General features: G+C 69.4%; 15 protein-coding genes. 12 read left to right on the plus strand and 3 right to left on the minus strand.

The features are described from left to right. Nucleotides 1-184: 184 nt before the first annotated feature. Genes OHB13_RS21370 through OHB13_RS21380 form a run of 3 tightly spaced genes read left to right on the plus strand, consistent with a single transcriptional unit; the run spans nucleotide 185 to nucleotide 2,795 of the window. Entirely contained in the window at nucleotides 185-523 is a 339-nt protein-coding gene (locus tag OHB13_RS21370; protein ID WP_266854508.1) for a hypothetical protein, read from the plus strand. Beyond that, nucleotides 520-2,040 carry a C2 family cysteine protease gene (locus tag OHB13_RS21375; RefSeq protein ID WP_328378167.1) on the plus strand — a complete coding sequence of 507 codons (1,521 nt, stop codon included), beginning with the start codon at nucleotides 520-522 and terminating at the stop codon, nucleotides 2,038-2,040. Before OHB13_RS21370 ends, OHB13_RS21375 begins: the two co-directional genes overlap by 4 nt. Beyond that, nucleotides 2,037-2,795 carry a hypothetical protein gene (locus tag OHB13_RS21380; RefSeq protein WP_328378168.1) on the plus strand — a complete coding sequence of 253 codons (759 nt, stop codon included), beginning with the start codon at nucleotides 2,037-2,039 and terminating at the stop codon, nucleotides 2,793-2,795. The genes OHB13_RS21375 and OHB13_RS21380 overlap by 4 nt, the downstream gene beginning before the upstream one ends. Nucleotides 2,796-2,857: 62 nt before the next feature. Here the strand turns inward: OHB13_RS21380 and OHB13_RS21385 are convergent, their stop codons facing one another. Then, entirely contained in the window at nucleotides 2,858-3,502 is a 645-nt protein-coding gene (locus OHB13_RS21385; protein ID WP_266854505.1) for a dihydrofolate reductase family protein, read from the minus strand. A gap of 161 nt (nucleotides 3,503-3,663) precedes the next feature. On the opposite strand from OHB13_RS21385, the gene OHB13_RS21390 reads away from it, so the two are divergent. The 3 genes from OHB13_RS21390 to OHB13_RS21400 all read left to right on the plus strand — a co-directional run bounded on the left by OHB13_RS21390 (nucleotide 3,664) and on the right by OHB13_RS21400 (nucleotide 6,100). Next, nucleotides 3,664-4,308 (plus strand): class I SAM-dependent DNA methyltransferase, encoded by a 645-nt coding sequence (locus OHB13_RS21390; protein WP_328378169.1) that lies wholly within the window; start codon nucleotides 3,664-3,666, stop codon nucleotides 4,306-4,308. A gap of 309 nt (nucleotides 4,309-4,617) precedes the next feature. Further along, the gene (locus OHB13_RS21395) at nucleotides 4,618-5,643 is read left to right on the plus strand and encodes a C40 family peptidase (RefSeq protein WP_328378170.1); all 1,026 of its coding nucleotides are present in this window, start codon (nucleotides 4,618-4,620) and stop codon (nucleotides 5,641-5,643) included. Nucleotides 5,644-5,704: 61 nt separating this feature from the next. Continuing rightward, on the plus strand, nucleotides 5,705-6,100 hold the full coding sequence (locus OHB13_RS21400) for a RidA family protein (protein ID WP_328378171.1): 396 nt from the start codon (nucleotides 5,705-5,707) through the stop codon (nucleotides 6,098-6,100). An 84-nt stretch (nucleotides 6,101-6,184) separates the two neighbouring features. Here the strand turns inward: OHB13_RS21400 and OHB13_RS21405 are convergent, their stop codons facing one another. Further along, nucleotides 6,185-7,540 carry a 3-oxoacyl-ACP reductase gene (locus OHB13_RS21405; RefSeq protein ID WP_328378172.1) on the minus strand — a complete coding sequence of 452 codons (1,356 nt, stop codon included), beginning with the start codon at nucleotides 7,538-7,540 and terminating at the stop codon, nucleotides 6,185-6,187. 93 nt (nucleotides 7,541-7,633) lie between these two features. Here OHB13_RS21405 and OHB13_RS21410 point away from each other — a divergent pair, with 93 nt between their 5' ends. Then, on the plus strand, nucleotides 7,634-8,896 hold the full coding sequence (locus OHB13_RS21410; protein ID WP_328378173.1) for an acetyl-CoA C-acetyltransferase: 1,263 nt from the start codon (nucleotides 7,634-7,636) through the stop codon (nucleotides 8,894-8,896). Between the two features lie 129 nt (nucleotides 8,897-9,025). After that, on the plus strand, nucleotides 9,026-10,942 hold the full coding sequence (locus OHB13_RS21415) for an AMP-dependent synthetase/ligase (protein ID WP_328378174.1): 1,917 nt from the start codon (nucleotides 9,026-9,028) through the stop codon (nucleotides 10,940-10,942). A 174-nt stretch (nucleotides 10,943-11,116) separates the two neighbouring features. Here OHB13_RS21415 and OHB13_RS21420 read toward each other — a convergent pair whose 3' ends face one another. Next, entirely contained in the window at nucleotides 11,117-11,320 is a 204-nt protein-coding gene (locus tag OHB13_RS21420; RefSeq protein ID WP_008738468.1) for a cold-shock protein, read from the minus strand. 400 nt (nucleotides 11,321-11,720) lie between these two features. Between OHB13_RS21420 and OHB13_RS21425 the strand changes: the two genes are divergently transcribed. From OHB13_RS21425 to OHB13_RS21440, 4 genes are all read left to right on the plus strand, one after another. Continuing rightward, nucleotides 11,721-12,533, plus strand: a complete 813-nt coding sequence (locus OHB13_RS21425) for a menaquinone biosynthetic enzyme MqnA/MqnD family protein (RefSeq protein ID WP_266860798.1) — start codon at nucleotides 11,721-11,723, stop codon at nucleotides 12,531-12,533. Nucleotides 12,534-12,906: 373 nt separating this feature from the next. Beyond that, the gene (locus OHB13_RS21430) at nucleotides 12,907-13,638 is read left to right on the plus strand and encodes a DUF4232 domain-containing protein (RefSeq protein ID WP_328378175.1); all 732 of its coding nucleotides are present in this window, start codon (nucleotides 12,907-12,909) and stop codon (nucleotides 13,636-13,638) included. 316 nt (nucleotides 13,639-13,954) lie between these two features. After that, the gene (locus OHB13_RS21435) at nucleotides 13,955-16,210 is read left to right on the plus strand and encodes a serine/threonine-protein kinase (protein WP_328378176.1); all 2,256 of its coding nucleotides are present in this window, start codon (nucleotides 13,955-13,957) and stop codon (nucleotides 16,208-16,210) included. Between the two features lie 331 nt (nucleotides 16,211-16,541). Next, the gene (locus tag OHB13_RS21440; RefSeq protein ID WP_328378177.1) at nucleotides 16,542-21,038 is read left to right on the plus strand and encodes an FtsK/SpoIIIE domain-containing protein; all 4,497 of its coding nucleotides are present in this window, start codon (nucleotides 16,542-16,544) and stop codon (nucleotides 21,036-21,038) included. Nucleotides 21,039-21,043 lie beyond the last annotated feature (5 nt).

The raw sequence follows: 21,043 nt of genomic DNA on the forward strand, positions 1-21,043 counted from the left end.
GGTCCGTGTGCCCCGTTCCATCGCGGAGCTGAGGTCGAGCGCGACATGTGGCCCTGGCCAGTTCTTTCTGGCCGAGGCCGGCCAGTTCGGAGCCACAGCGTCTGCCGCAACCCAAGTGAGCCCGGATTGCGGGGTGTTAGCCTTACCGGTCGATCTGAGGGTTGACGGGGCTGGGGGACGCACCATGGCACGACCGGACGAACCGGCGGGGGAAACACCGGAGCAGCTGAAAAAGCGCGCAGGCGATCTGCGCGCCTGTGCGCGCAGGGCTCGTACGCTCGCCAAGAAGCTCGGGCCCCATCTGGACGGCGCGGCGAAGAAGGCCCAGCAGACCGATCCTCCACTCTGGCGTGGGCCGTTCGCCACCCGATCGACGCAGCAGATCGCGAATCGCAAGAGCACGCTGGGGCAGATGGCGTCTGCGCTCATGCACGATGCGGGCCGCTGGGACACCGAGGCGGACCGGCTCGACGATGAGGCGAAGACGGGCTCGGCCAAACGGAAGACGGGACTGGGGCATTGACCGAATTCCGTGGCTTCGACAGCACAGAGATACGTGCCCTCGCCGCCAGTCTGCGCAAACTGGGCGGCGACGCGCGTGGCTTGCACCGGGACCTGGCCTCCGTTCTCACCGAGGCGACCCAGCTCATGAAGGGCAAACCGGCTACCACCGACCCGCTCCTGCAGCCCCTGGTCGGCCAGGTCTTCTTCATGCCGTCGCTGTTCGGCGGGCCCGCGCAGATGCCCGGAGTGCTGGACGACGAACTGGGCAACATGGCCGGGTCGATGGATCGCCGCAGCAAGCAGCTCGACGAGTGCGAGATGCTCATCGAGCATGGCTACGCGGTCGACCCGGCTCTCCTCTTCGCGGACGAGGCCCCTGCCGACGAGCAGCACATCAAGGATGCGCTGAAGCAGATCAAGGAACTCGACGGCAAGGACTTCGGCACCAACGGGAACCGAGACGATCTGAAGAAGGTCGAGAGCATGCTGGACGGGATGACGTCCGCTGAACTGGACGCCTTCTTCGACCGTGTTCCCGAGGCCGATCTGAAGCGCTACAACGACCTGATCAACAACACGGATGACAGCGGCTGGAAGTGGTGGGACGAGAACGGCCTGCCTGAGGGTGAGCGCCGTGACCATCTCAGCAGGATCCTGGCGAAGCTCGGCCCCGCCCACTGGGCCAAGGCCCAGGCGGCTTTTCCGGGAATGCAGCCGGGATTCGACACGACGGACGCTTATCTGGATGGCAAGAATTCCCAGTCCGGAGCGGACGCCAAGGGAATGCACTGGGGTATTCCGTCCGACCCTCTGTTCGCCCCTGGTTCCAACGGGCAGGACATCAACGCTGCCGACATCAACCAAGGACGGTTCGGCGATTGCTGGTACATCGCATCACTCACGTCGACGGCTCAGGTGAACCCGCAGTTCATCCGTGACGGGATCAAGCAGAATCCCAATGGCACCGTCAACGTCCGCATCTGGGACAAGGACGGTAATCAGCGATGGGTCACCGTCACCCCGGACGTACCGCTGGACAAGGACGGCACTCCTATGACGGCTCATGCCAAGGGAGCCATGTGGCCCGCCTACTACGAGAAGGCGTTCGCTCTCGTCTACGGTGGCGACGACGGCGGCGCGCCGGACGGCCATGAAGGTGACAAGCGCTACGACCGTACGGAGCACGGGACGTACGGGGCGATCGAGTGGGACTACAACGAGAAGGCCCCTCCTTATGTCACCGGTCACGATTCCAAGGGCATCGACAACAGCGTGGATTCGGTGCGGACGAGTTTCAACTCGGGGCATCCGGTGATTGTCAGCACAGGCAGCGGGGACGATGTGAACAAGAAGGGCCAGGACAAGTGGGGAACCACTTTCTCCACCCGTCACGTCTACTTCGTCAAGGGGTTCGAGAACGGGAACATCGTGCTCGGCAACCCATGGGGCCCGCCCAACAAGGACATCGTGGCCACCCCCGACGAGTACAAAGAGTTCTTCGGGAATCCGCAGGCTCTGGAGGTGCCCAAGTCATGAAGGCAGCCCGATTTGCCGCAGTCGTCGGCTGTGTGCTGCTCGCGGCGGGCTGCGGCTCGTCCGGAAAGCAGTCCGGGCAGACCCCGCCCCCCGGCGCGTCCACGACGAGCCCCGCCCCGCCCCGCGACAAGGGCCCGGTGTGCGCGGGTAATTCCGCCGCGAAGGGGCTCCACGTGCTGCGCGGTGGTTTCGTCAAGCTGCCCGGCGGTGCCGGAAACGTGTCGTACAAGGAAGCCCGGTCGGACGGCTCGGCCCGTTCCGCTGTCCTGACCAACGGGACAGGGCTCGGCTCGGCGGAAGCCGGTACCCGGGCATGGACCGTGAAGCCGGGCCAGGCCGTCACCGTGGGCGGTGCCTCGTTCACGGTGGCGCAGATCTGCACGTACCGAGTGGTACTCACACCGAAGGGCCAGAAGAACGTGACCGAGTCACCCCAGCCCAGCTCCGAGGCCACGTGGCCGTCTCTGGTCGACGGCCGCTTCCGCCTCAGGTGGCACGTGCCGAACAACGAGTACAGCGGGCAGTACAGCGCGGTGGTGACGGAGATCAACCAGGGCCCGCGCGCCGACATCGGCATCGCGAGCCGTGACGGCGGGGACGCCGCCTACCGGGACGCCCGGGTGGGCGACACTCTCGAATTCGCCGGCCGCCTGTGGAAGGTGGCGGACATCGACGTCGGTGACGGCAGCCCCGCCGAGAGCAGTCCGCACTCCGGGTACGTGGACCTCCAGCTCATCGGGCCTGCCGGGGGCTGATGCCACGAAGTGGTCTGGCCGCAGGACGCTCGGGTGGGCCACGGTGGCCCACCCGAGGCCTGTCACTTCCGCCAGAACAGGTGGTGGGTCACCCCGCTCGGGCTGGGCACGACATCGAGGTGGAACCGGTCGAGCAGCTCATCGGGGGACTCCCACAGTCGCAGTCCGTACCCGAGCTTCACCGGTGAGACCGCCACATGCATGGTGTCGACGAGGTCGGCGTCGAGGAACTCCCGGATGGTGGTGACCCCGCCGCCGAGCCGGACGTCCTTGCCCTGTGCTGCTTCCCGCGCCTGCTCCAGGACCGTGGCCGGGTCGCCGTCGACGAAGTGGAACGTGGTGTCGGAGAGCGTGAACGAAGGGCGCTCATGGTGGGTCATGACGAACACCGGTGTGTGGAAAGGGGGTTCGTCGCCCCACCAGCCGCGCCACTCCTCGTTGGGCCAGGGTCCGCGCTGGGGGCCGAACTTGTTGCGGCCCATGATCTCGGCACCGATGTTGCGTGCGAAGTCGCGCGTCAGGTAGTCGTCCAGGCCCCGGCTCCCCCCGGAGTCGGTGCGCATGGGCCAGCTCGCCGTGGCGCCGGCCCAGGCGAACAGCCTCCCGGGATCGACGTGGCCGAAGGGGCGCTCAAGGGTCTGATCCTCGCCGGCGCCGATTCCGTCACTTGAGACGGTGAAGTTCTGCACTTTCAGCAGCTGAGCCATTTGTTCTTCCCATGTCGTCGACAACGGTGGTCGGAGTGAGACTCCCCGGGCCGGCGGAACTCATCGCTCCCTCCCCGGGGACCGGCCGGAAGCCGGGCGGACCGGGGGATCGCACTCTTGAAACGCAGGCACTCTCCTCCTTCTGCCGCTACGGTCTCCGGGTGACCGAACCCGACACCCTGTGCGCCACCCGTGAGGCCTACAACGCCATCGCCACCACCTACGCGGAGCAGTTCCACGACTCCCTGCGTGACCGCCCTCTGGAGCGCGCCCTCCTGGGTGCCTTCGCGGAGCTGGTACGGGCGAACGGCGGCGGGGTCGCGGACCTCGGCTGCGGACCGGGCCACATCACAGCCCACCTCCGCGAGCTGGGCCTGAATGCCTTCGGAGTCGACGCCTCCCCTGTGATGGTCGAGCTGGCCCGCGAAGCCAACCCCGGGATGCGGTTCGAGGTCGGCTCGATGGCCGCGCTGGACATCGAGGACGGTGCGCTCGGCGGGGTGCTCTCGCGGTGGTCCGTCATCCACACTCCGCCGCAGGATCTGCCCGCCATCCTCGCCGAGTTCGCACGGGTCCTGGCTCCCGGCGGGCACCTGTTGATCGAGTTCCCCGCCACTGACGGCCCCCACCACGAGACACAGTCCTACGACCATGTGGTCGCGACGGCCTACCGCTGGTATCCCGATCGCCTCGTTCAGCTCCTGCGCGACCATGGACTGGCCGAGTCGGCCCGCCTGGTGACCGAGCCGAAGCCCACGGACCGGCGGCAGTTCCAGGAAGTCCAGCTTCTCGCACACAAGGTGTAGACCGGATGGACATCGGCGCATCGGGACGTCCCGGCATCGAAAACTTCCGCTACGCAACGGGCCGTCAAGTCGCCGCTACACGGCGTGCGTTGTGAGTAAAAGAAGTGCGTCGTGTGCCGAGTTTCTCGCTGTGAAGATTGTAATGGTCACAAGATGGTCACTAGGGTTGGGCCTCGAACCTTCGCGCGATTGATCACCCAACCGGGGTGTCAGCGGGGGTACCGCCGAGTCCGTGATGTGCACGGAGCCGGGGATGCACTTCCCCCCATGACCCGGTAGGCGGCTCTGAGGAAGAAGGAGCTCGCCTTCGTGGCGTCCCACCGTCGTCCCAAGCAGCCGAGCCGTGCCCGCGTGACCGTGCTGACCGCGACCGCCGCTGCGGCCGTGGCCCTGACCTCTCAGGCCGCTCACGCCGATCCCAAGCCGACCAAGAGCGAGGTGAAGGCGAAGGTCGACAAGCTCTACGACGAGGCAGAGGTGGCCACCGAGCAGTACAACGGGGCCAAGGAGCAGCAGGACAAGCTGGAGAAGCAGACCGACGCGCTGCAGGACAGGGTGGCCCGCGGCCAGCAGGAGCTCAACACGCTCCGCGCCGGCCTCGGTTCGATCGCCGCATCGCAGTACCGCGACGGAGGGATCGACCCCTCGGTGAAGCTCTTCCTCGCCTCGGACCCGGACAGCTTCCTCGACCGGGCCACCGACCTGGACCAGTTGACGGCCAGGCAGGCCGAGGCCCTGGCGAAGATCCAGAAGAAGCAGCGGACCCTCACGCAGGAGCGCACCGAGGCCCAGGGCAAACTGCGCGACCTCGCGGACGTCCGTAAGACGCTCGGGGAGCGCAAGAAGAAGCAGCAGGACAAGCTCGCCGAGGCGCGGAAAGTGCTCAACACCCTGACCGTCTCCGAGCGTACGAAGATGCACGATGACGACGTGCGCGCCAGCCGCGACGCGGGTGACCGGGTCAAACTCGACCACGAGGCCCCCGCATCCGCCCTCGGCGCCGCCGCCCTCCAGGCCGCCGAGACCCGGGTGGGCAAGCCGTACGTCCGCAGCGCCACCGGTCCCAACGCCTTCGACTGCTCGGGCCTGACCCAGTGGTCGTACGCCCAGGCCGGTGCCCAGATCACCCGCACCACGTACACCCAGATCAACGAGGGCACCCGCATCTCGCGCAGCCAGCTGAAGCCTGGCGACCTGGTCTTCTTCAACAACACCCAGCACGTGGGGCTCTACGCGGGCAACAACACCGTGCTGCACGCCCCGTACCCGGGCGCCTATGTCCGCTACGAGTCGATGAACACCATCGGCAGCTTCCAGGCCGCGGTACGCATCTGATCAACCACTGACGTGGGCGGGTCTGCTGTTGCTGTCGTGTCGGTGTTGATATGGGGGAGCGGTGCAGCACTTCGTGCGACCTGAAGGGGCGCCACCCGTGAACGGATACAGCCACGCTGTGGCGTTCACGGGGACGGTCGTCGCGGTCTCGGGTCAGGTTCCGGTGGACGGTGAGGGCCGTCCAGTGGGTGAGGGCGACGCCGAGGCCCAGGTGCGGCAGGTGTACGCGAACCTGGCCACCGCCCTGGAAGCGGCGGGTTCGAGTCTGGCGCGGGTGGTCAAGCTGACCGTGTTCCTCACCGACTTGCAGGATCTTCCGGCCTTCCGCCGGGTACGCGACGAGCACCAGGATCCGGCACATCCTCCGGCCTGCTCGCTGGTACAGGTCGCCGGGCTGGTGCATCCCGCCTTCCGGGTCGAGATCGAGGCATGGGCCGTGGCGCCTACCGGAGGGTGAAGCGAGGCGGCGGGCCGGAGGGTGGAGCGAGGGCTCGCCCGGCGGGCAGAAGCGAGGGGCCGGTGGCCGGGCGGTCGGCGCCCCTCATGCCCCCAGCAGGCTCTGGCCGCAGACCCGTACGACCTGGCCGTTGACGCCGCCCGACGCGGGGTGGGCGAACCAGGCGGTCGTCTCCGCGACGTCCACCGGGAGGCCACCCTGTCCCAGCGAGTTCATGCGCCGTCCCGCTTCGCGGATGAAGAGCGGTACGGCGGCCGTCATCCTGGTCTCGATGAAGCCGGGGGCCACGGCGTTGAGCGTGATGTGCTGTTCTGCGAGCCGGGGGGCGAGGGTCCGGACCAGGCCGATGATGCCGGCCTTGCTGGCTGCGTAGTTGGTCTGGCCGGTGTTGCCCGCGATCCCGGCGATCGATGCCGTCGCGACGATGCGGCCGCCCGGTCGCAGTGTGCCGGACTTGAGCAGGCCGTCCGTCGTCCGCAGCACGCTGTCCAGGTTCACGTCGAGCACGCTCGCCCAGCGGTCGGCGGCCATGTTGGCGAGGCGGCGGTCGCGGGTGATGCCCGCGTTGTGGACCAGGATGTCCAGGCCGTCGGGGAGCGCGGCGGCGATCCGGTCCGCAGCGTCGGCCGCGGTGATGTCCAGGGGCAGGGCGGTTCCGCCGAGTGAGTCGGCCGTACGGGTCAACTCTGCCTGGGACTGCGGGACATCGAGGCAGAACACCTTCGCCCCGTCACGGGCGAGAGTCGCGGCGACCGAGGCGCCGATGCCGCGTGCGGAGCCGGTGACCAACGCCGTGCGGCCGGCGAGCGGCAGGTCCCGGTTCGCGGGGGCCGCGGTGCCGGTGTCCGTCCCTGGCCCGCCGATCTCGATGACCTGCCCGCTCACGTACGCGGACTTCGGCGACAGCAGGAACCGCAGCGTCGACTCGGCCGCCGTCGCGGAGACCGTCCTGACCAGTTGGACGGTCCTGCCCCGGCCGATCTCCTTGCCCAGGGACCGTACGAAACCCTCCAGCGCCTGCTGCGCCGCAGCCTGGTGGTGGTCCTCGTCGGAGAGCGGGGCGCCCAGCACCACGACCCGGCCGCCCGGCGAGAGGGACCGTACGACGGGATGCAGCGCGCCGTGCACCTCCGCGAGACCGGCCACCGTGACGACACCGGTGGCGTCCAGGACCACGCCGGCCGGCCGTTCACCTTCCGCTGCGGGACCCGTGGGCTCTGTGGGCTCCGCGGCCTTCAGGCCGGTGCGGGCGAGCACCTCCGCCAGCCCCGGCAGCCCCGCGAGCGACGGTCCGCCCGCTGTCACATGGAGCAAGGGCCCTTCAAGGCACGGGCGTTCGGCCGACCAGCGGCGCAGCTCGGCCGGCTGGGGCAGGCCGAGCCTGCTGGTGAGGAAACGGCCGGGTGCTGTGCTGGTGAAGTGCAGATAGCGATCGGCCATTGTCCAGGCTCCCTACGGCATCGTAGATTTACTCTTGAGTAAGGTTACTCAAGAGTCAGGAGCTGGTCGAGATGATGCCGAGATGAGGCCGCGATGACGCCGGGCATGATGCCTCTCAAGGTCGCAGTGGTCGGCGGCAGCCGCATCCCGTTCGCCCGCTCGGACGGTCCGTACGCCACCGTGTCCAACCAGTCCATGCTGACAGCGGCGCTGGACGGACTGGTCGAGCGGTTCGGCCTGGAGGGCGAGCGGATCGGCGAGTTCGTCGCGGGCGCCGTCCTCAAGCACAGCCGCGACTTCAACCTCGCCCGGGAGACCGTGCTCGGCTCGCGTCTCGACCCGCGCACGCCCGCGTACGACATCCAGCAGGCCTGCGGTACGGGACTCCAGGCCGTCATCGCCACCGCCAACAAGATCGCCCTCGGCGCGGTCGACTCGGCGATCGCCGGCGGCTCGGACACCGCGAGCGATGCGCCTCTCGGCGTCAACGACGAGCTGCGGAAGATCCTCCTCGACGCACGCCGGGCCACGTCGGTGAGCGGGCGCCTCAGGGCTCTCTCCCGTGTACGCCCCGGCCACCTCGTCCCGGACATTCCGCGCAACGCCGAGCCCCGCACCGGGCTTTCGATGGGGGAGCACGCGGCGCGCACCGCCCGCGAATGGGACATCGGCCGCGCCGACCAGGACGCGCTGGCCGCCACCAGCCACCAGCGGCTGGCCGCCGCGTACGAACGCGGCTTCTTCCAGGACCTGGTGACTCCCTTCCACGGCCTGGCCCGGGACCAGAACCTCCGCCCGGAGTCCACTGTGGAGAAACTCGCCACGCTGAAGCCGGTGTTCGGCGCCAGAGAGCCCGGCGCGACCATGACCGCGGGCAACTCGACCCCGCTCACCGACGGCGCTGCGACCGTGCTGCTGGCGAGCGAGGAGTGGGCGCGCGAGCGCGGACTCGAACCGCTGGCGTATCTGACGCTGTACGAGACGGCGGCCGTCGACTACGTCAACGGCCCCGACGGGCTGCTGATGGCGCCCGCGTACGCCGTTCCGCGAATGCTGGAGCGCGCCGGCCTCACCCTGGACGACTTCGATCTCTTCGAGATCCACGAGGCGTTCGCGTCCCAGGTGCTCGCCACGCTCGCCGCCTGGGAGAAGCAGGGACTCGCCCCGGTGGACCGGGCGAAGCTCAACGTCGCCGGCTCCTCGCTCGCGACGGGCCACCCCTTCGCTGCGACCGGCGCCCGCATCGTCGCCACCCTGGCCAAGCTGCTCGCGGAGCGGGAGGCTCCCGGGCGGGGGCTGATCTCCCTCTGCGCGGCGGGCGGCCAGGGCGTGACGGCAATCCTCGAACGCCCCTGACCTGCCTGGCGGAACACACCCCCGGGCAGAACACACCCCCGGACAGAACACACCTGCCGGGCAGAACACACCTGCCCGGGAGAGCGCCCTGGCTGACGTACCACGACATCACGACATGAGGAGCCGCAAGTGACCGTGCCCGTGTCAGTGCAGCAGCTGGAACCGCGCAAGCGGCGCGTGGACGGGACGGTGCGGGAGGTCTCCGTACCGCCACTGGTCCGGCCCGTCGAGTACGGTTCGCTCGCCGACATCCCCTTCGACAACGCCCACCAGGCCCCCGACGAACCGGTGCTCAGCCGGAAGCAGCCGGACGGCCGCTGGACCGATGTCTCGTCCATGGAGTTCGCCCTCGAAGTGCAGGCCGTCGCCAAGGGACTCATCGCAGCGGGCCTGGCGGCCGGCGACCGTATCGCGATCATGGCCAGGACCACCTACGAGTGGACGCTCCTCGACTTCGCCTCCTGGGCGGCGGGTCTGGTCACCGTCCCGGTCTATCCGACGTCCTCCGCCTTCCAGGTCCGCTGGATCCTCCAGGACTCCGGCGCGGTCGCCTGCGCCGTCGAGAACAAGGAGCAGGCCAGGCTGGTCAGCGTGGAGCGCCGTCAGCTGCCCGCCCTGGCGGACCTCTGGGAGTTCGACACCGGCGCGATCGGCATCCTGAAGGACGCGGGCCGGGACGTACCCGACGAAGCGGTGGCCGAACGCCGGGCCGGGCGCTCGCCGGCCGCCGTCGCCACCCTGATCTACACCTCGGGCACCACGGGCCGCCCCAAGGGCTGCGTCCTCACCCACGCCAACTTCTTCGCCGAGGTGGACAACGCGGTCGAACTGCTCCACCCGGTCTTCAGATCGGTGACCAAGGACCCGCCGTCGACGCTGCTCTTCCTGCCGCTCTCCCATGTCTTCGGCCGGATGGTGGCGATCGGCTGTATGCGGGCCCGGGTGCGCCTCGGGCACGCACCCAGCATCAGTACGGAGGACCTGCTGGCGGACCTTGCCGGGTTCCGTCCGACGTTCCTGCTGGCGATCCCGTACGTCCTGGAGAAGGTCTACAACACCGGCCGCGCCACCGCCGAGAAGATGGGCCGGGCCTCGTCCTTCGACCGCGCGGCGCGGATCGCGCAGCGGTACGGGCAGGCGCTGGAGGCCGCCGAGCACGGCACCGGCTCCGGGCCGGGGACGGGCCTGCGGCTGGCCCATGCCGTGTACGACCCGCTGGTCTACCGGCGGATACGTGCGGCGCTCGGCGGCCGGGTGAAGTACGCGATCTGCGGCGGTTCCCCGCTCGGCCACCGGCTGGCGGCGTTCTACGCGGGCGCCGGAATCCAGATCTTCGAGGGGTACGGCCTCACCGAGACGACGGCCGCCGCGACGGTCACCCCGCCGATGAAGCCGCGGCTCGGCACGGTCGGCTGGCCGCTGCCCGGCACGGCGGTCCGGATCGCGGACGACGGTGAGGTGCTGCTCAGCGGCGGCCAGGTCTTCAGCGGCTACTGGGACGGGCAGCGCGGCGAGAGCGCGGGGGCCGGGCAGTACGCGGGCAGCGCCGGGCTCGGCTCCGGCCAGTGGTTCGCCACGGGCGACGTGGGCGAGCTGGACGAGGACGGCTACCTCACGATCACCGGCCGCAAGAAGGACCTCATCATCACGTCGGGCGGCAAGAACGTGGCGCCGGCGCCCCTGGAGGACTGGCTGCGGGCGCATCCGCTGGTCGGACAGTGCATGGTCGTCGGCGACAACCGCAGCTATGTCACGGCGCTGATCACCCTGGAGCCGGACGGCCTCGCGCACTGGCGGCTGATGCGGAAGAAGACGGGTGTCCCGATGCGGGAACTGGTCCACGACGAGGAGTTGAGGGGAGCACTGCAGCGGGCGGTCGACGAGGCGAACCGGCTGGTGTCGCGAGCCGAGTCGATCCGGAAGTTCGCGGTACTCCCGGTTGACTTCACGGAGGAGAGCGGGCATCTGACACCGTCGCTGAAGCTGAAGCGGGCGGTTATAGCCAAGGACTTCGGCGAGCAGATCGAGGAGATGTACCGGCGGTAGTCGACAACCGGGGATAGGCGACAACCGGCGATAGGCGACAGCCAGTGGTAGGCGGCAATCGGCGGTCCATAGCCGGGTGCCGGAAAAGGCAGGAGCCCCTTTCCGTACGCGAACGTACGGAAAGGGGCTCCTTGGGTGGTGCTATCCCGACCGCGATCCGATCGGCCCGGGCAACTAGGCCGGGGTGACGTTCTCCGCCTGCGGACCCTTCGGGCCCTGCGTGACGTCGAAGTTCACGAGCTGGTTCTCCTCAAGCGAGCGGAAACCAGACGCGTTGATCGCGGAATAGTGGACGAAGACATCCGGGCCGCCGCCGTCCTGGGCGATGAAGCCGAAGCCCTTTTCAGCGTTGAACCACTTGACGGTTCCGGTAGCCATAAGCCCTCCTTGGGCCAAAGGGTTGCCCTGCTCCAGAACCTGCTAAGAAGTCTGAAAACTACAAAAGCCTGCGGGTCACATGCTCCGCAGGCTCTGTACTGCAAGGGAAACCAAACTGCAACTTGCGGCGAGCCTAGCACGCGCCCGCGCGCCCGCGGTAGAGGCGAAGATCACTTCACCCGGACGTTTGGCCGCGGTGCGTCATGCTGACGGACCACCCTGCGTTTTCCAGCGTACAACGCGGGTCTAGCCTCACGATGTGGACAATTCATACGCCGAAGAGGCCGCCGCACCCGTCACCGGACACGCCACCGGGACCGCCCCCGCGCACACCGCGGAACACGGCGAAGAACACGCCGCCGAAGCCGACCACCGTCGCAGCCGGCCCCGCGTCGGGCACATCCAGTTCCTGAACTGTCTCCCGCTCTACTGGGGGCTGGCGCGCACGGGCACCCTGCTCGATCTGGAGCTGACCAAGGACACCCCCGAGAAGCTCAGCGAGCAGCTGGTCAGGGGTGACCTGGACATCGCGCCCGTCACGCTCGTCGAGTTCCTCAAGAACGCCGACGACCTCGTGGCCTTCCCCGACCTGGCGGTCGGCTGCGACGGTCCCGTGATGTCCTGCGTGATCGTCTCCAAGAAGCCGCTGGAGCAGCTCGACGGGGCGCGGGTGGCGCTCGGCTCCACCTCGCGCACCTCCGTACGCCTGGCGCAGCTGCTGCTGGCCGAGCGGTACGAGGTCACGCCCGACTACTACCGGTGCCCGCCCGACCTCGGCGTGATGATGCAGGAGGCCGACGCGGCGGTCCTCATCGGCGACGCGGCGCTGCGTGCCGCACTGCACGACGCCCCCAAGCTCGGCCTCCAGGTCCACGACCTGGGCCAGATGTGGAAGGAGTGGACGGGGCTGCCGTTCGTCTTCGCGGTCTGGGCCGCCCGCAAGGACTACGCCGCGCGCGAGCCCGAGGTCGTGAAGGCGGTCCACGAGGCGTTCCTGTCCTCCCGCGACGTGTCCCTCGAAGAGGTCACCAAGGTCGCCGAGCAGGCATCGCACTGGGAGGTCTTCGACGCGGAGCTGCTGGAGCGCTACTTCACGACACTGGACTTCCGCTTCGGCGCCGACCAGCTGGAAGGCGTCAAGGAGTTCGCACGACGGGTCGGCTCCACGACGGGCTTCCCGTCGGACGTGCACGTCGAACTGCTCGGCTCCTGAGGGCTGTTGCCGAACCCCGAACCCCGAACTCCGGACCGTGGGCGCCGCTGTTGGGCGCCCACGATCGCCCCTGACGGCCCCCGGCCGCTCCCGTTACATGCCGTTCGGGCCGCTTTCCACTACGGGCCGATACGGACCGATGAGCGTTCCGGCCCGTACCGCCGTCCCGGGCGACCGTTCCAGCGGTACGGCGTTCCCACAGGTCAGAGGCCGTTTCGCCGTTCCAGTGTCCCTCCTTTCCGGTAGATCATTGCGGGTATGCCCGGCTCCCACGAAGCTCGTTGTCGTCGGCAGGGCGCGAGCCTGGCGCCGCGTCCGGCTGAAGCAGTCCGATCTCTGCTGAAGCAGTCCGATCACTACGGGGAGCCCACCCATGCGTAAGAACCTCATCCGCACGTCCACCCTGGCCGCCATGGCGGTAGCCGCCGTCCTGTCGCTGACCGCCTGCCAGGGCGGGTCCGACTCGGCCGCCGCGGCACACTCCGCGGACCAGGCCCAGGACACCGCAGGCAAGGCCGGGAGCTCAGGCGGCAAGGACGTCTCGGCTGAGGCGGAGAAGGGCAAGTCGGCGGATGGCGCCACGTCCGGCGACGACAGCAGCGCATCCGGCAACAGCGGCACCTCGTCGAACGGCGCCGCAGCCAAGAGCAAGGGCAGCGGAAGCAGCAGCGGGGACAAGAGCGGCTACGGGCAGGCCTGCGGCGCCAACGACCTGAAGTGGGGCGCCAAGTCCGAGACCCAGGCCGGCGGCTACATCCTCATCTCGGTGAAGGCGAAGCCGGGTATCACCTGCACGCTCCCGTCCGCGCTCCCGATGGTGGCGTTCGGCTCCGACGGCACGGAAGCGGGACCGGCCGAGCAGTCCGTCGGAGACCCGGTGAAGCTGAGCGGCGCCACCACCGCCTACGCCGGGGTGAACCCCAAGACCACCAACACCGATGGCGGCAAGGAACTCAACGAGATCATCACCGCGGTGAGCCAGGACGACCACACCGACCCGGTCAGCCTGCCCACCGGCAGCATCACCGTCGACAAGCCGATCGTCACCAACTGGCACGAGTCGCCCCAGAACGCCGTCCCCGGCGACGGCGTGGACAGCCACTGACGACCGAGCGGCGCCCCGGAGCGGAGGAAGGCGGGCGCGCCCCGCTGCCACCCGCCCGCCGAGGCCGATGATGTCCCGTAATCCCTGAGCCCTCAGGGATTACGGGACATTTTCGTTCGAGGCGGGCCGGAGAGCTCCCTCCGCGCCGGCGGCCGGAAATCCCGAGCGGGACGGTCCGGCGCTCGTGAACCCATGGTCGTGGGTCGTGGCGGGAGCCCGTCCCGTTTGCCGACCTTAGGCGTACGACGTCACACAGCACTCTCTAAGGTGTCGAAGGCACCGAGCCTGACGAGCAGACACCCTAAGGAACACTGACATGGACCTGTTGCAGCCGGACGACCCCCGAACGCTGGGAAACTACCGGCTGTTGGGCCGGCTCGGTGCGGGCGGAATGGGCCGGGTGTACCTGGCCCGCTCACCCGGCGGCCGCACCGTCGCGGTGAAGGTGGTACGCCAGGACCTCGCCGCGGACCCGGCGTTCAGGGAACGGTTCCGCCACGAGGTGGACATGGCCCGCCGGGTCTCGGGCCGCTACACCGCACCGGTGGTCGACGCAGCTCCCGACGAGCCACTGCCCTGGCTGGCAACGGCGTACGTCCTCGGCCCGGACCTCACGGACGTTGTCGAGGCCCACGGGCCCCTGCCCGAGCACACCGTACGGGCCCTCGGCACGGGTCTCGCCGCGGCGCTGCAGGAGGTCCACGCGGCCGGCCTGATCCATCGCGACCTCAAGCCGTCCAATGTGCTGCTCGCCGCGGGCGGCCCGCGCGTCATCGACTTCGGCATCGCGCGAGCGGTGGACGGAAACCGCCTGACACAGACGGGAGTTGTGGTCGGTTCACCCGGTTTCATGCCACCGGAGCAGGCGATGGGACAGGACGTGGGCACGGCCGGAGACGTGTTCTCGCTCGGTGTGGTCCTCGCCTTCGCGGCGACCGGGCGCAATGTGTTCGGCGATGCGGTCGCCGCGGCGACGATGCTCTACCAGGTGGTGCACGCCGAGCCGGACCTGACGGGTGTCCCCCAGATGCTGACCGGCCTGATCCGCGCCTGCCTGGCCAAGGATCCGGCGCAGCGCCCGACCCCGGCTGAGATCCTCCAGTCGCTCGACCCGAAAAACACGGGCGAGGTCTTCGCCGACTGGCTCCCCTCGGCGGTCTCCTCGACGATCGCCACACATGCCTCGCGCATCCTGGACCTCGACACCCCGACGGGGGGCGACATCCCGGTGCCGGCGCGGGCGGAGACCGTAACGGCCGCTGGCGCTGCCCACGGGCTGCCGACCGCCACGGCCTTCCCGGCGGCAGCTCCCCAGGGCTTCGGTCCAGTCCCGACCCTGGCGAACAGCGCGGGTGACACCAGCGCGCCCGCAGCCCCGAGCCGCCGCCGGTTCTTCCGTATAGCGGCGGGCAGTGTCACCGGGGTGGCGGTGGTGGGCGCCGGCGGAGCCTGGCTGGCCACCCGCGATAGCGGTACGAATCCCGTCGTGAAGCCGACGGAGAAGCCCGAGGCCTTCACGACCCCGCCGAACGGAGTCGCCCCGCAGCCGCTCTGGCACAAGACTCCGGGTAACGACAACCTCGATTACGATGTCCCGCCGCTCGTCATCGGTGATGTGGCAGTCATCAGTGGCGATGAGATGCAGGGTTTCGACGTGAAGTCCGGTGCCCGCCGATGGAAGACCGGAGAGCTGGAGACGACGGATGGCGCCGGGAAAATCGTCGCCTCGGGCGGGATGTTCTTCTGCGGCAGCGGCGATTACGACGGCACGCTCGTCGGTATCGACGCGAAGACCGGCAAAGAGGCGTGGCGCACCCGCCTCGGAGGGAAGCTGAGCGCGAAAGCTCCCATAGGCGCTGATGACAAGCGGATCTACGGCATCGCGGAGGTCCAGGACAGCGATATCAAGAAGAACCTCACCGCGATCGTGGCCATCGACATCAAAACCCGCAAACTCGCCTGGCAGCAACCGCGCGACGAGGGAACGGAAGACTTCGGCTTTGCGCTGACGGTGGTGCCGGGCTGTCTCGTCTATACGGACGGACGAAAGAACCTCACCGTGCGTAACAGCGCCAACGGCGGGCAGCTGTGGAGCAAGAAGGTCGGCGACGGTTCCACTGCGAACAAGGTCGGGGTGCATGCGAACACCGTCATGGTCAGCGGTAAGACGATGCGCGCGTTCGACCTCAAGTCCGGAGATCCGCTCTGGACGCTTCCTCCTGCCGGGCGCCGGGGGTTCGAGCCTCCGTTCGTCTTCGACGGTGTGGCGTATGCCTTCGACTACGACAGCGGCGTCTGGGCCATCAACCCGAAGACCGGCAAGAAGATATGGATGAGCGGCGACCTCGCCCGCAAACCCTTCTCGGACAATCTGGTGAAGGTCGGCGACACCCTGTACGCGGCCTCGGTCTTCGAGAGCGGCGGCGTTTATGCCATCGACGCGAAGACGGGGAGCCTGCGCTGGACGTACAACGACGGCCGCAGCCTTGACGACCGTTACCGTGTCGCGGCAGCGGGCGCCCGGCTCATGGCCGCACACGGCAACGAGTTGTACGCCCTCCCGGCAGTCTAGCTGGTGCAGCTCCGGCTTCTCGATGTGCCTGGAGAGCCCCGTCCGGATCATCACCGGCGCAGCTCGCTCCTGACCGGCACCGTGCATCCCGCGGATCGCACACGAAGAGGCAATCTGCGAAGAGGAAATCAGGGCGAAGGGGGCACCCGGCTGGCCGGGCCCCCTCGGCTGCGCCGACATCCGGTCGGACACCGCGCCGGTCCGCCTCCGCTGCCGTACGGGGCACGTGTTCCTGCCCGCGTTCGCAAGCATTAGCCTCAGTGAACCCATACGACAAGCGCGCCACCCAGGGCCGGCAGGCCACCGAGGACCGGCAGGGAGGAAGACGACCATGCGAGTGCTGGTGACAGTCGTACGGGAGGGGGAGGAGCCGCAGGATGTCCTGGTCAACACAGACGACGCGGCCACCGCCGGCGACGTGGCGGAGGTGCTCGCTGCGACCCGGGGAGCACAGCAGCGCCAGGCGCACGAAGCGGTCCCCTCCGTCGTCGTACCCATGCCGGGAACGACCCTCGACCCCCGCTTCAGCTACGCGGGCCAGGCACCGGCCGCCCCCACCCTCTGGGCCGACGGGCACCGTTGTGACCCGCGCACCCCGGTGGGCTCCGTGCTGCGCGACGGCATGCGGATCTCCGTCGACGACTCCATCGGGCCGCTGCTGCGCCGGGGCGAACCCGTAGGGCGCTACGAAGTGCGCGTCGCGGGCGGAGCCTCCTCCGGGCGAGTGGTCAGGCTGGCTGCCGGGTCCGCGACCATCGGCTCGGCCCCGACCTGCACTCTGCCCGTCGCCGACACCCAACTCCCGCCCCTCGCACTCCGTTTGGCCATCGACGTACAGGGCAGGGCGACCGTCGCACCTCAGCCCGGGGCGGCCGTCCAGCTGGACGATGCCCCCGTCACCGGCGAGCAGGACTGGCCGCTGGGGGGAGTCGTCCGCGTAGGGGACTCGCTTCTCATACTCGACGAGGTCGGCGAACCGGACGCGCACCTCTCCGACACCGGCGAAGGCGGCCTCGCGTACAACCGGCCCCCGCGCCTCTCGCCGCTCAGGCCCCGCGCCCGGATCGTCATCCCCACACCGCCGTCCAAGGGCGAACGGGCACGTTTCCAGCTGATCGCCGCGATCATGCCGCTGTTCTTCGGCCTCGGCATGTACTTCGTCACCAAGCAGATCTACATGCTGATGTTCTGCCTGATGAGCCCGGTGATGATGCTTGGCCAGTGGATCAGCGAGAACCGCGAGGGCAAGAAGAAGAACAAGACCTCGGCCAAGCAGTACAAGAAGGACGTCGCGGCCTACGAGGCCGAGCTGGTCAGGGCGGGCAAGGACGAGCAGAAGCGGCTGCGCGCCCAGAACCCGGACCCGGCCGAGATCCTGCTCTTCGCCACCGGCCCGCGCCGCCGGCTCTGGGAGCGCAGGCTCACCGACCCGGACGTCCTCAAGCTGCGGATCGGTGTGGGCACCGCACTGGCCGACGTCGAACTTGTCGCGGGGCGCCGCGATCCCGGAGAGGAGGAACCGGAACCGCCCCGTATCCCGGATGTCCCGATCACGCTGCCCTTCCCCGAGCTGGGTGTCGTCGGCGTCGCGGGCGACCGGCCCCGCGCCCTGTCGTCGGCGCGCTGGCTCGCCGTCCAGGCGGCGGTGCTCCACAGCCCGCGCGAACTCTCGCTGGTCGTACTGTCCTCGGCCCGCGACGCAGCCGAGGAGTGGAACTGGGCGCACTGGATCCCGCACACCGCACCCCAGCAGGGCCAGGACTGCGTGGCCCTCATCGGATCGGACAACGAGGCCGTCACCCGGCGGGTCAATGAACTGCTCAACGAACTCGGCCGCCGCAAGGCCGTACGGGAGCACTCGGGCGGTATGGCCGGAGGGCTCGGGGGCGACCCGCACATCCTGCTGGTGCTCGACGGGGCACGGCTGCTGCGCCGGATGGCCGGAGTGCCCCAGCTCCTCCAGGAGGGCCCGGGCCTCGGTATCTTCGCTCTCTGCGTCGACGAGGACGAGCGGCTGCTCCCCGAGGAGTGCCGGGCCGTGGTGTCCTGGACGCCCGAGTCGGCGGCGCACGTACGGCTGCGCGGCTCCGGCCTCGAACTGGCCGGTCAGGTACTCGCCGACCAGGTGGCCCCCGACTGGTGCGAGCTGCTGGCCCGTTCCCTCGCGCCGGTACGCGACGTCAGCCGTGACGACGCCGACAGCGCCCTGCCCACTGCGGCCAGGCTGCTCCACCTCCTCGGCCTGCCCGACCCGACCGGCGACGATATCGAACGGGTCTGGCTGGCCGGCGGGTCCACCACGGCCGCCCCGATCGGGGTGGCGGCGGACGGGCCCTTCGTCCTCGACATCCGTCGCGACGGACCGCACGCGCTCGTCGCGGGTACCACCGGTGCCGGTAAGTCCGAACTGCTCCAGACCATCATCGCCTCGCTCGCGGTGGCCAACCGGCCCGACGCCCTCAACTATGTCCTCATCGACTACAAGGGCGGCAGCGCCTTCATGGACTGCGCCCGGCTCCCGCACACCGTCGGCATGGTCAGCGACCTCGACGCGCATCTGACCGAGCGGGCCCTGGCCTCGCTCGCGGCCGAACTGCACCGTCGCGAGACGATCCTCTTCGACACCGGCACCAAGGACATCGAGGACTACAACGACACCCGCAGGCTCCGCCCGGAGCTCGAACCGATGCCCCGTCTGGTGCTGGTCATCGACGAGTTCGCCTCGCTGGTCGCCGAGCTTCCCGACTTCATCGCGGGACTGGTCGACATCGCCAGGCGAGGCCGTTCGCTGGGTGTGCACCTGGTGCTCGCGACCCAGCGCCCGGCCGGTGTGGTCAGCGCCGACATCCGGGCCAACACCAACCTCCGTATCGCCCTTCGAGTGACCGACGGTTCCGAATCGCAGGACGTCATCGACGCCGCGGACGCCGGCGCCATCGCCAAGTCCACCCCTGGCCGCGCCTATGTGCGCTCCGGGGCACAGTCACTTGTCGGTGTGCAGTCGGCACGTATCGGTGGCCGCAGGCCCGCCACCGGCGGCAGCGGCCCCAAGGCAACGCTCGCCCCGCTCACCTGGCCGATGTACAGCCGCCCCGCACCCAGGGGAGCGGCCGGGGCGGAGGACGACGGCACGATGGTCACGGACCTCGCCGTGCTGGTCGACGCGGTCCGGGCCGGCTCCGAGAAGATGGGCTTCCCTGCCCCGCGCAGCCCGTGGCTGCCGCCGCTCGGCGAACACGTCACGATCGACGAACTGGCCGAGTTCCAGGCCCCGTCGGCAGTACAGGACCCGGCAGCGCCCTTCCGCGACGTCGCGCCGATCGGCTACGGCCTCACCGACCTGCCCTCTCAGCAGGCCCGCAAGCCGCTCGCGGTCGACCTCGTCCACGGCGAGCACACCCTGCTCGTCGGCGGCGCCAGGTCGGGCCGCTCCACGGCGCTGCGGACCCTGGGCGGAGTCATCGGCCGGGAGACGTCTCCGTACGACGTCCATGTGTACGCCATCGACTGCGGTTCCAACGCGCTGCTGCCGCTGGTGCGGATGCCCCACGTCGGCGGTGTGGTCAACCGCGACGAACCCGACCGGGTACGACGACTGATCGACCGGCTGCTCGGCGAGATCGCCAGGCGTCAGCAGATGCTCGCCATGGAGGGCGCGTCCAGCGCCGCCGAGCAGCGGGCCGCGGCCGCGCCGGAGGACCGGCTGCCGTGGATGGTGCTCCTGCTCGACAGCTGGGAGGGGTTCGTCTCCACCTTCGAGAACTTCAACTACGGCCAGCTGATCGAGCAGGTCCAGCGCATCTTCCGCGAAGGCTCGGCGGCCGGGATCAAGGTGGTCATGACCGCCGACCGTTCAGGTCTCACCGGCAATGTCGCATCAGCCTTCATGGACCGTCTCGTGATGCGCTTCGCCGACCCGAACGACTACGGCATGGCGGGGCTCCAGACCCGCGAGATCCCGAAGAACATGCCGCCGGGACGCGCCCTGCGCATCACGGACACCGGGGTCGACGAGACCCAGATCGGCCTGCTCGACGCCGACCCGGCCGGTCAGGCCCAGGTCCGCAGGCTGCGGGAGATCGCCGAGACGGCGCAGGCGCAGTACGGCAGGCTCCCGGCCGGGCGCGGTCCGATGCGGGTGGACGCGCTGCCCGCGCGCATCACCGCGGAGCAGGCGATGGCCCTCGACCCGGAAGCCGTGCCGCAGTCGCCGCTGTGGGCGCTGCTCTGCGTGGGCGGGGACGAACTGCGACCGATGGGTGTCGACCTGGTCGATTCAGGTCCTGGCTTCGTGATCGCGGGCCCGCCGAAGTCGGGGCGCTCCAACGCGCTGGTCTGCGCTGCGGAGTCGCTGCTGGCCAGGGGCACCCCGCTCGTCCTCATCACACCGCGCCGCTCGCCGCTGCGGGAACTGGAGGGGCGGCCGGGCGTGCTGGGGCTCCTCAACGGGGAGCACCGCGAGGGCGATCTGGAGGAATTGCTGGAGCAAGCGGAGGGGCGCCCGTACGTGGTGGTCGTCGACGACGCGGAACTGCTCTACGACGGAAACTTGGACGAGGCCCTGGAGACGGTCATCAAGAGGGGCGCGGACGGAGACCACGGACTGATCGCCGCCGGCACGACGGACTCGCTGTCCTCGCAGTACCGGGGCTTCGTCACGGAGGCCCGCAAGAGCCGTAACGGCCTGCTGCTGACACCGCAGACCCCTCAGGAGGGCGAGCTCTTCAGCATCCGTCTGCCGTCCAACTCGACCGCCGGGCCCGTGGGCAGCGGGCTGCTGGTGACGGGCGGGACGATGACACCGGTCCAGGGCGTGATGCGGGGCTGAACCGG

Origin of the sequence: Streptomyces sp. NBC_00440 (assembly GCF_036014215.1) — a bacterium.
GTDB lineage: Bacteria > Actinomycetota > Actinomycetes > Streptomycetales > Streptomycetaceae > Streptomyces.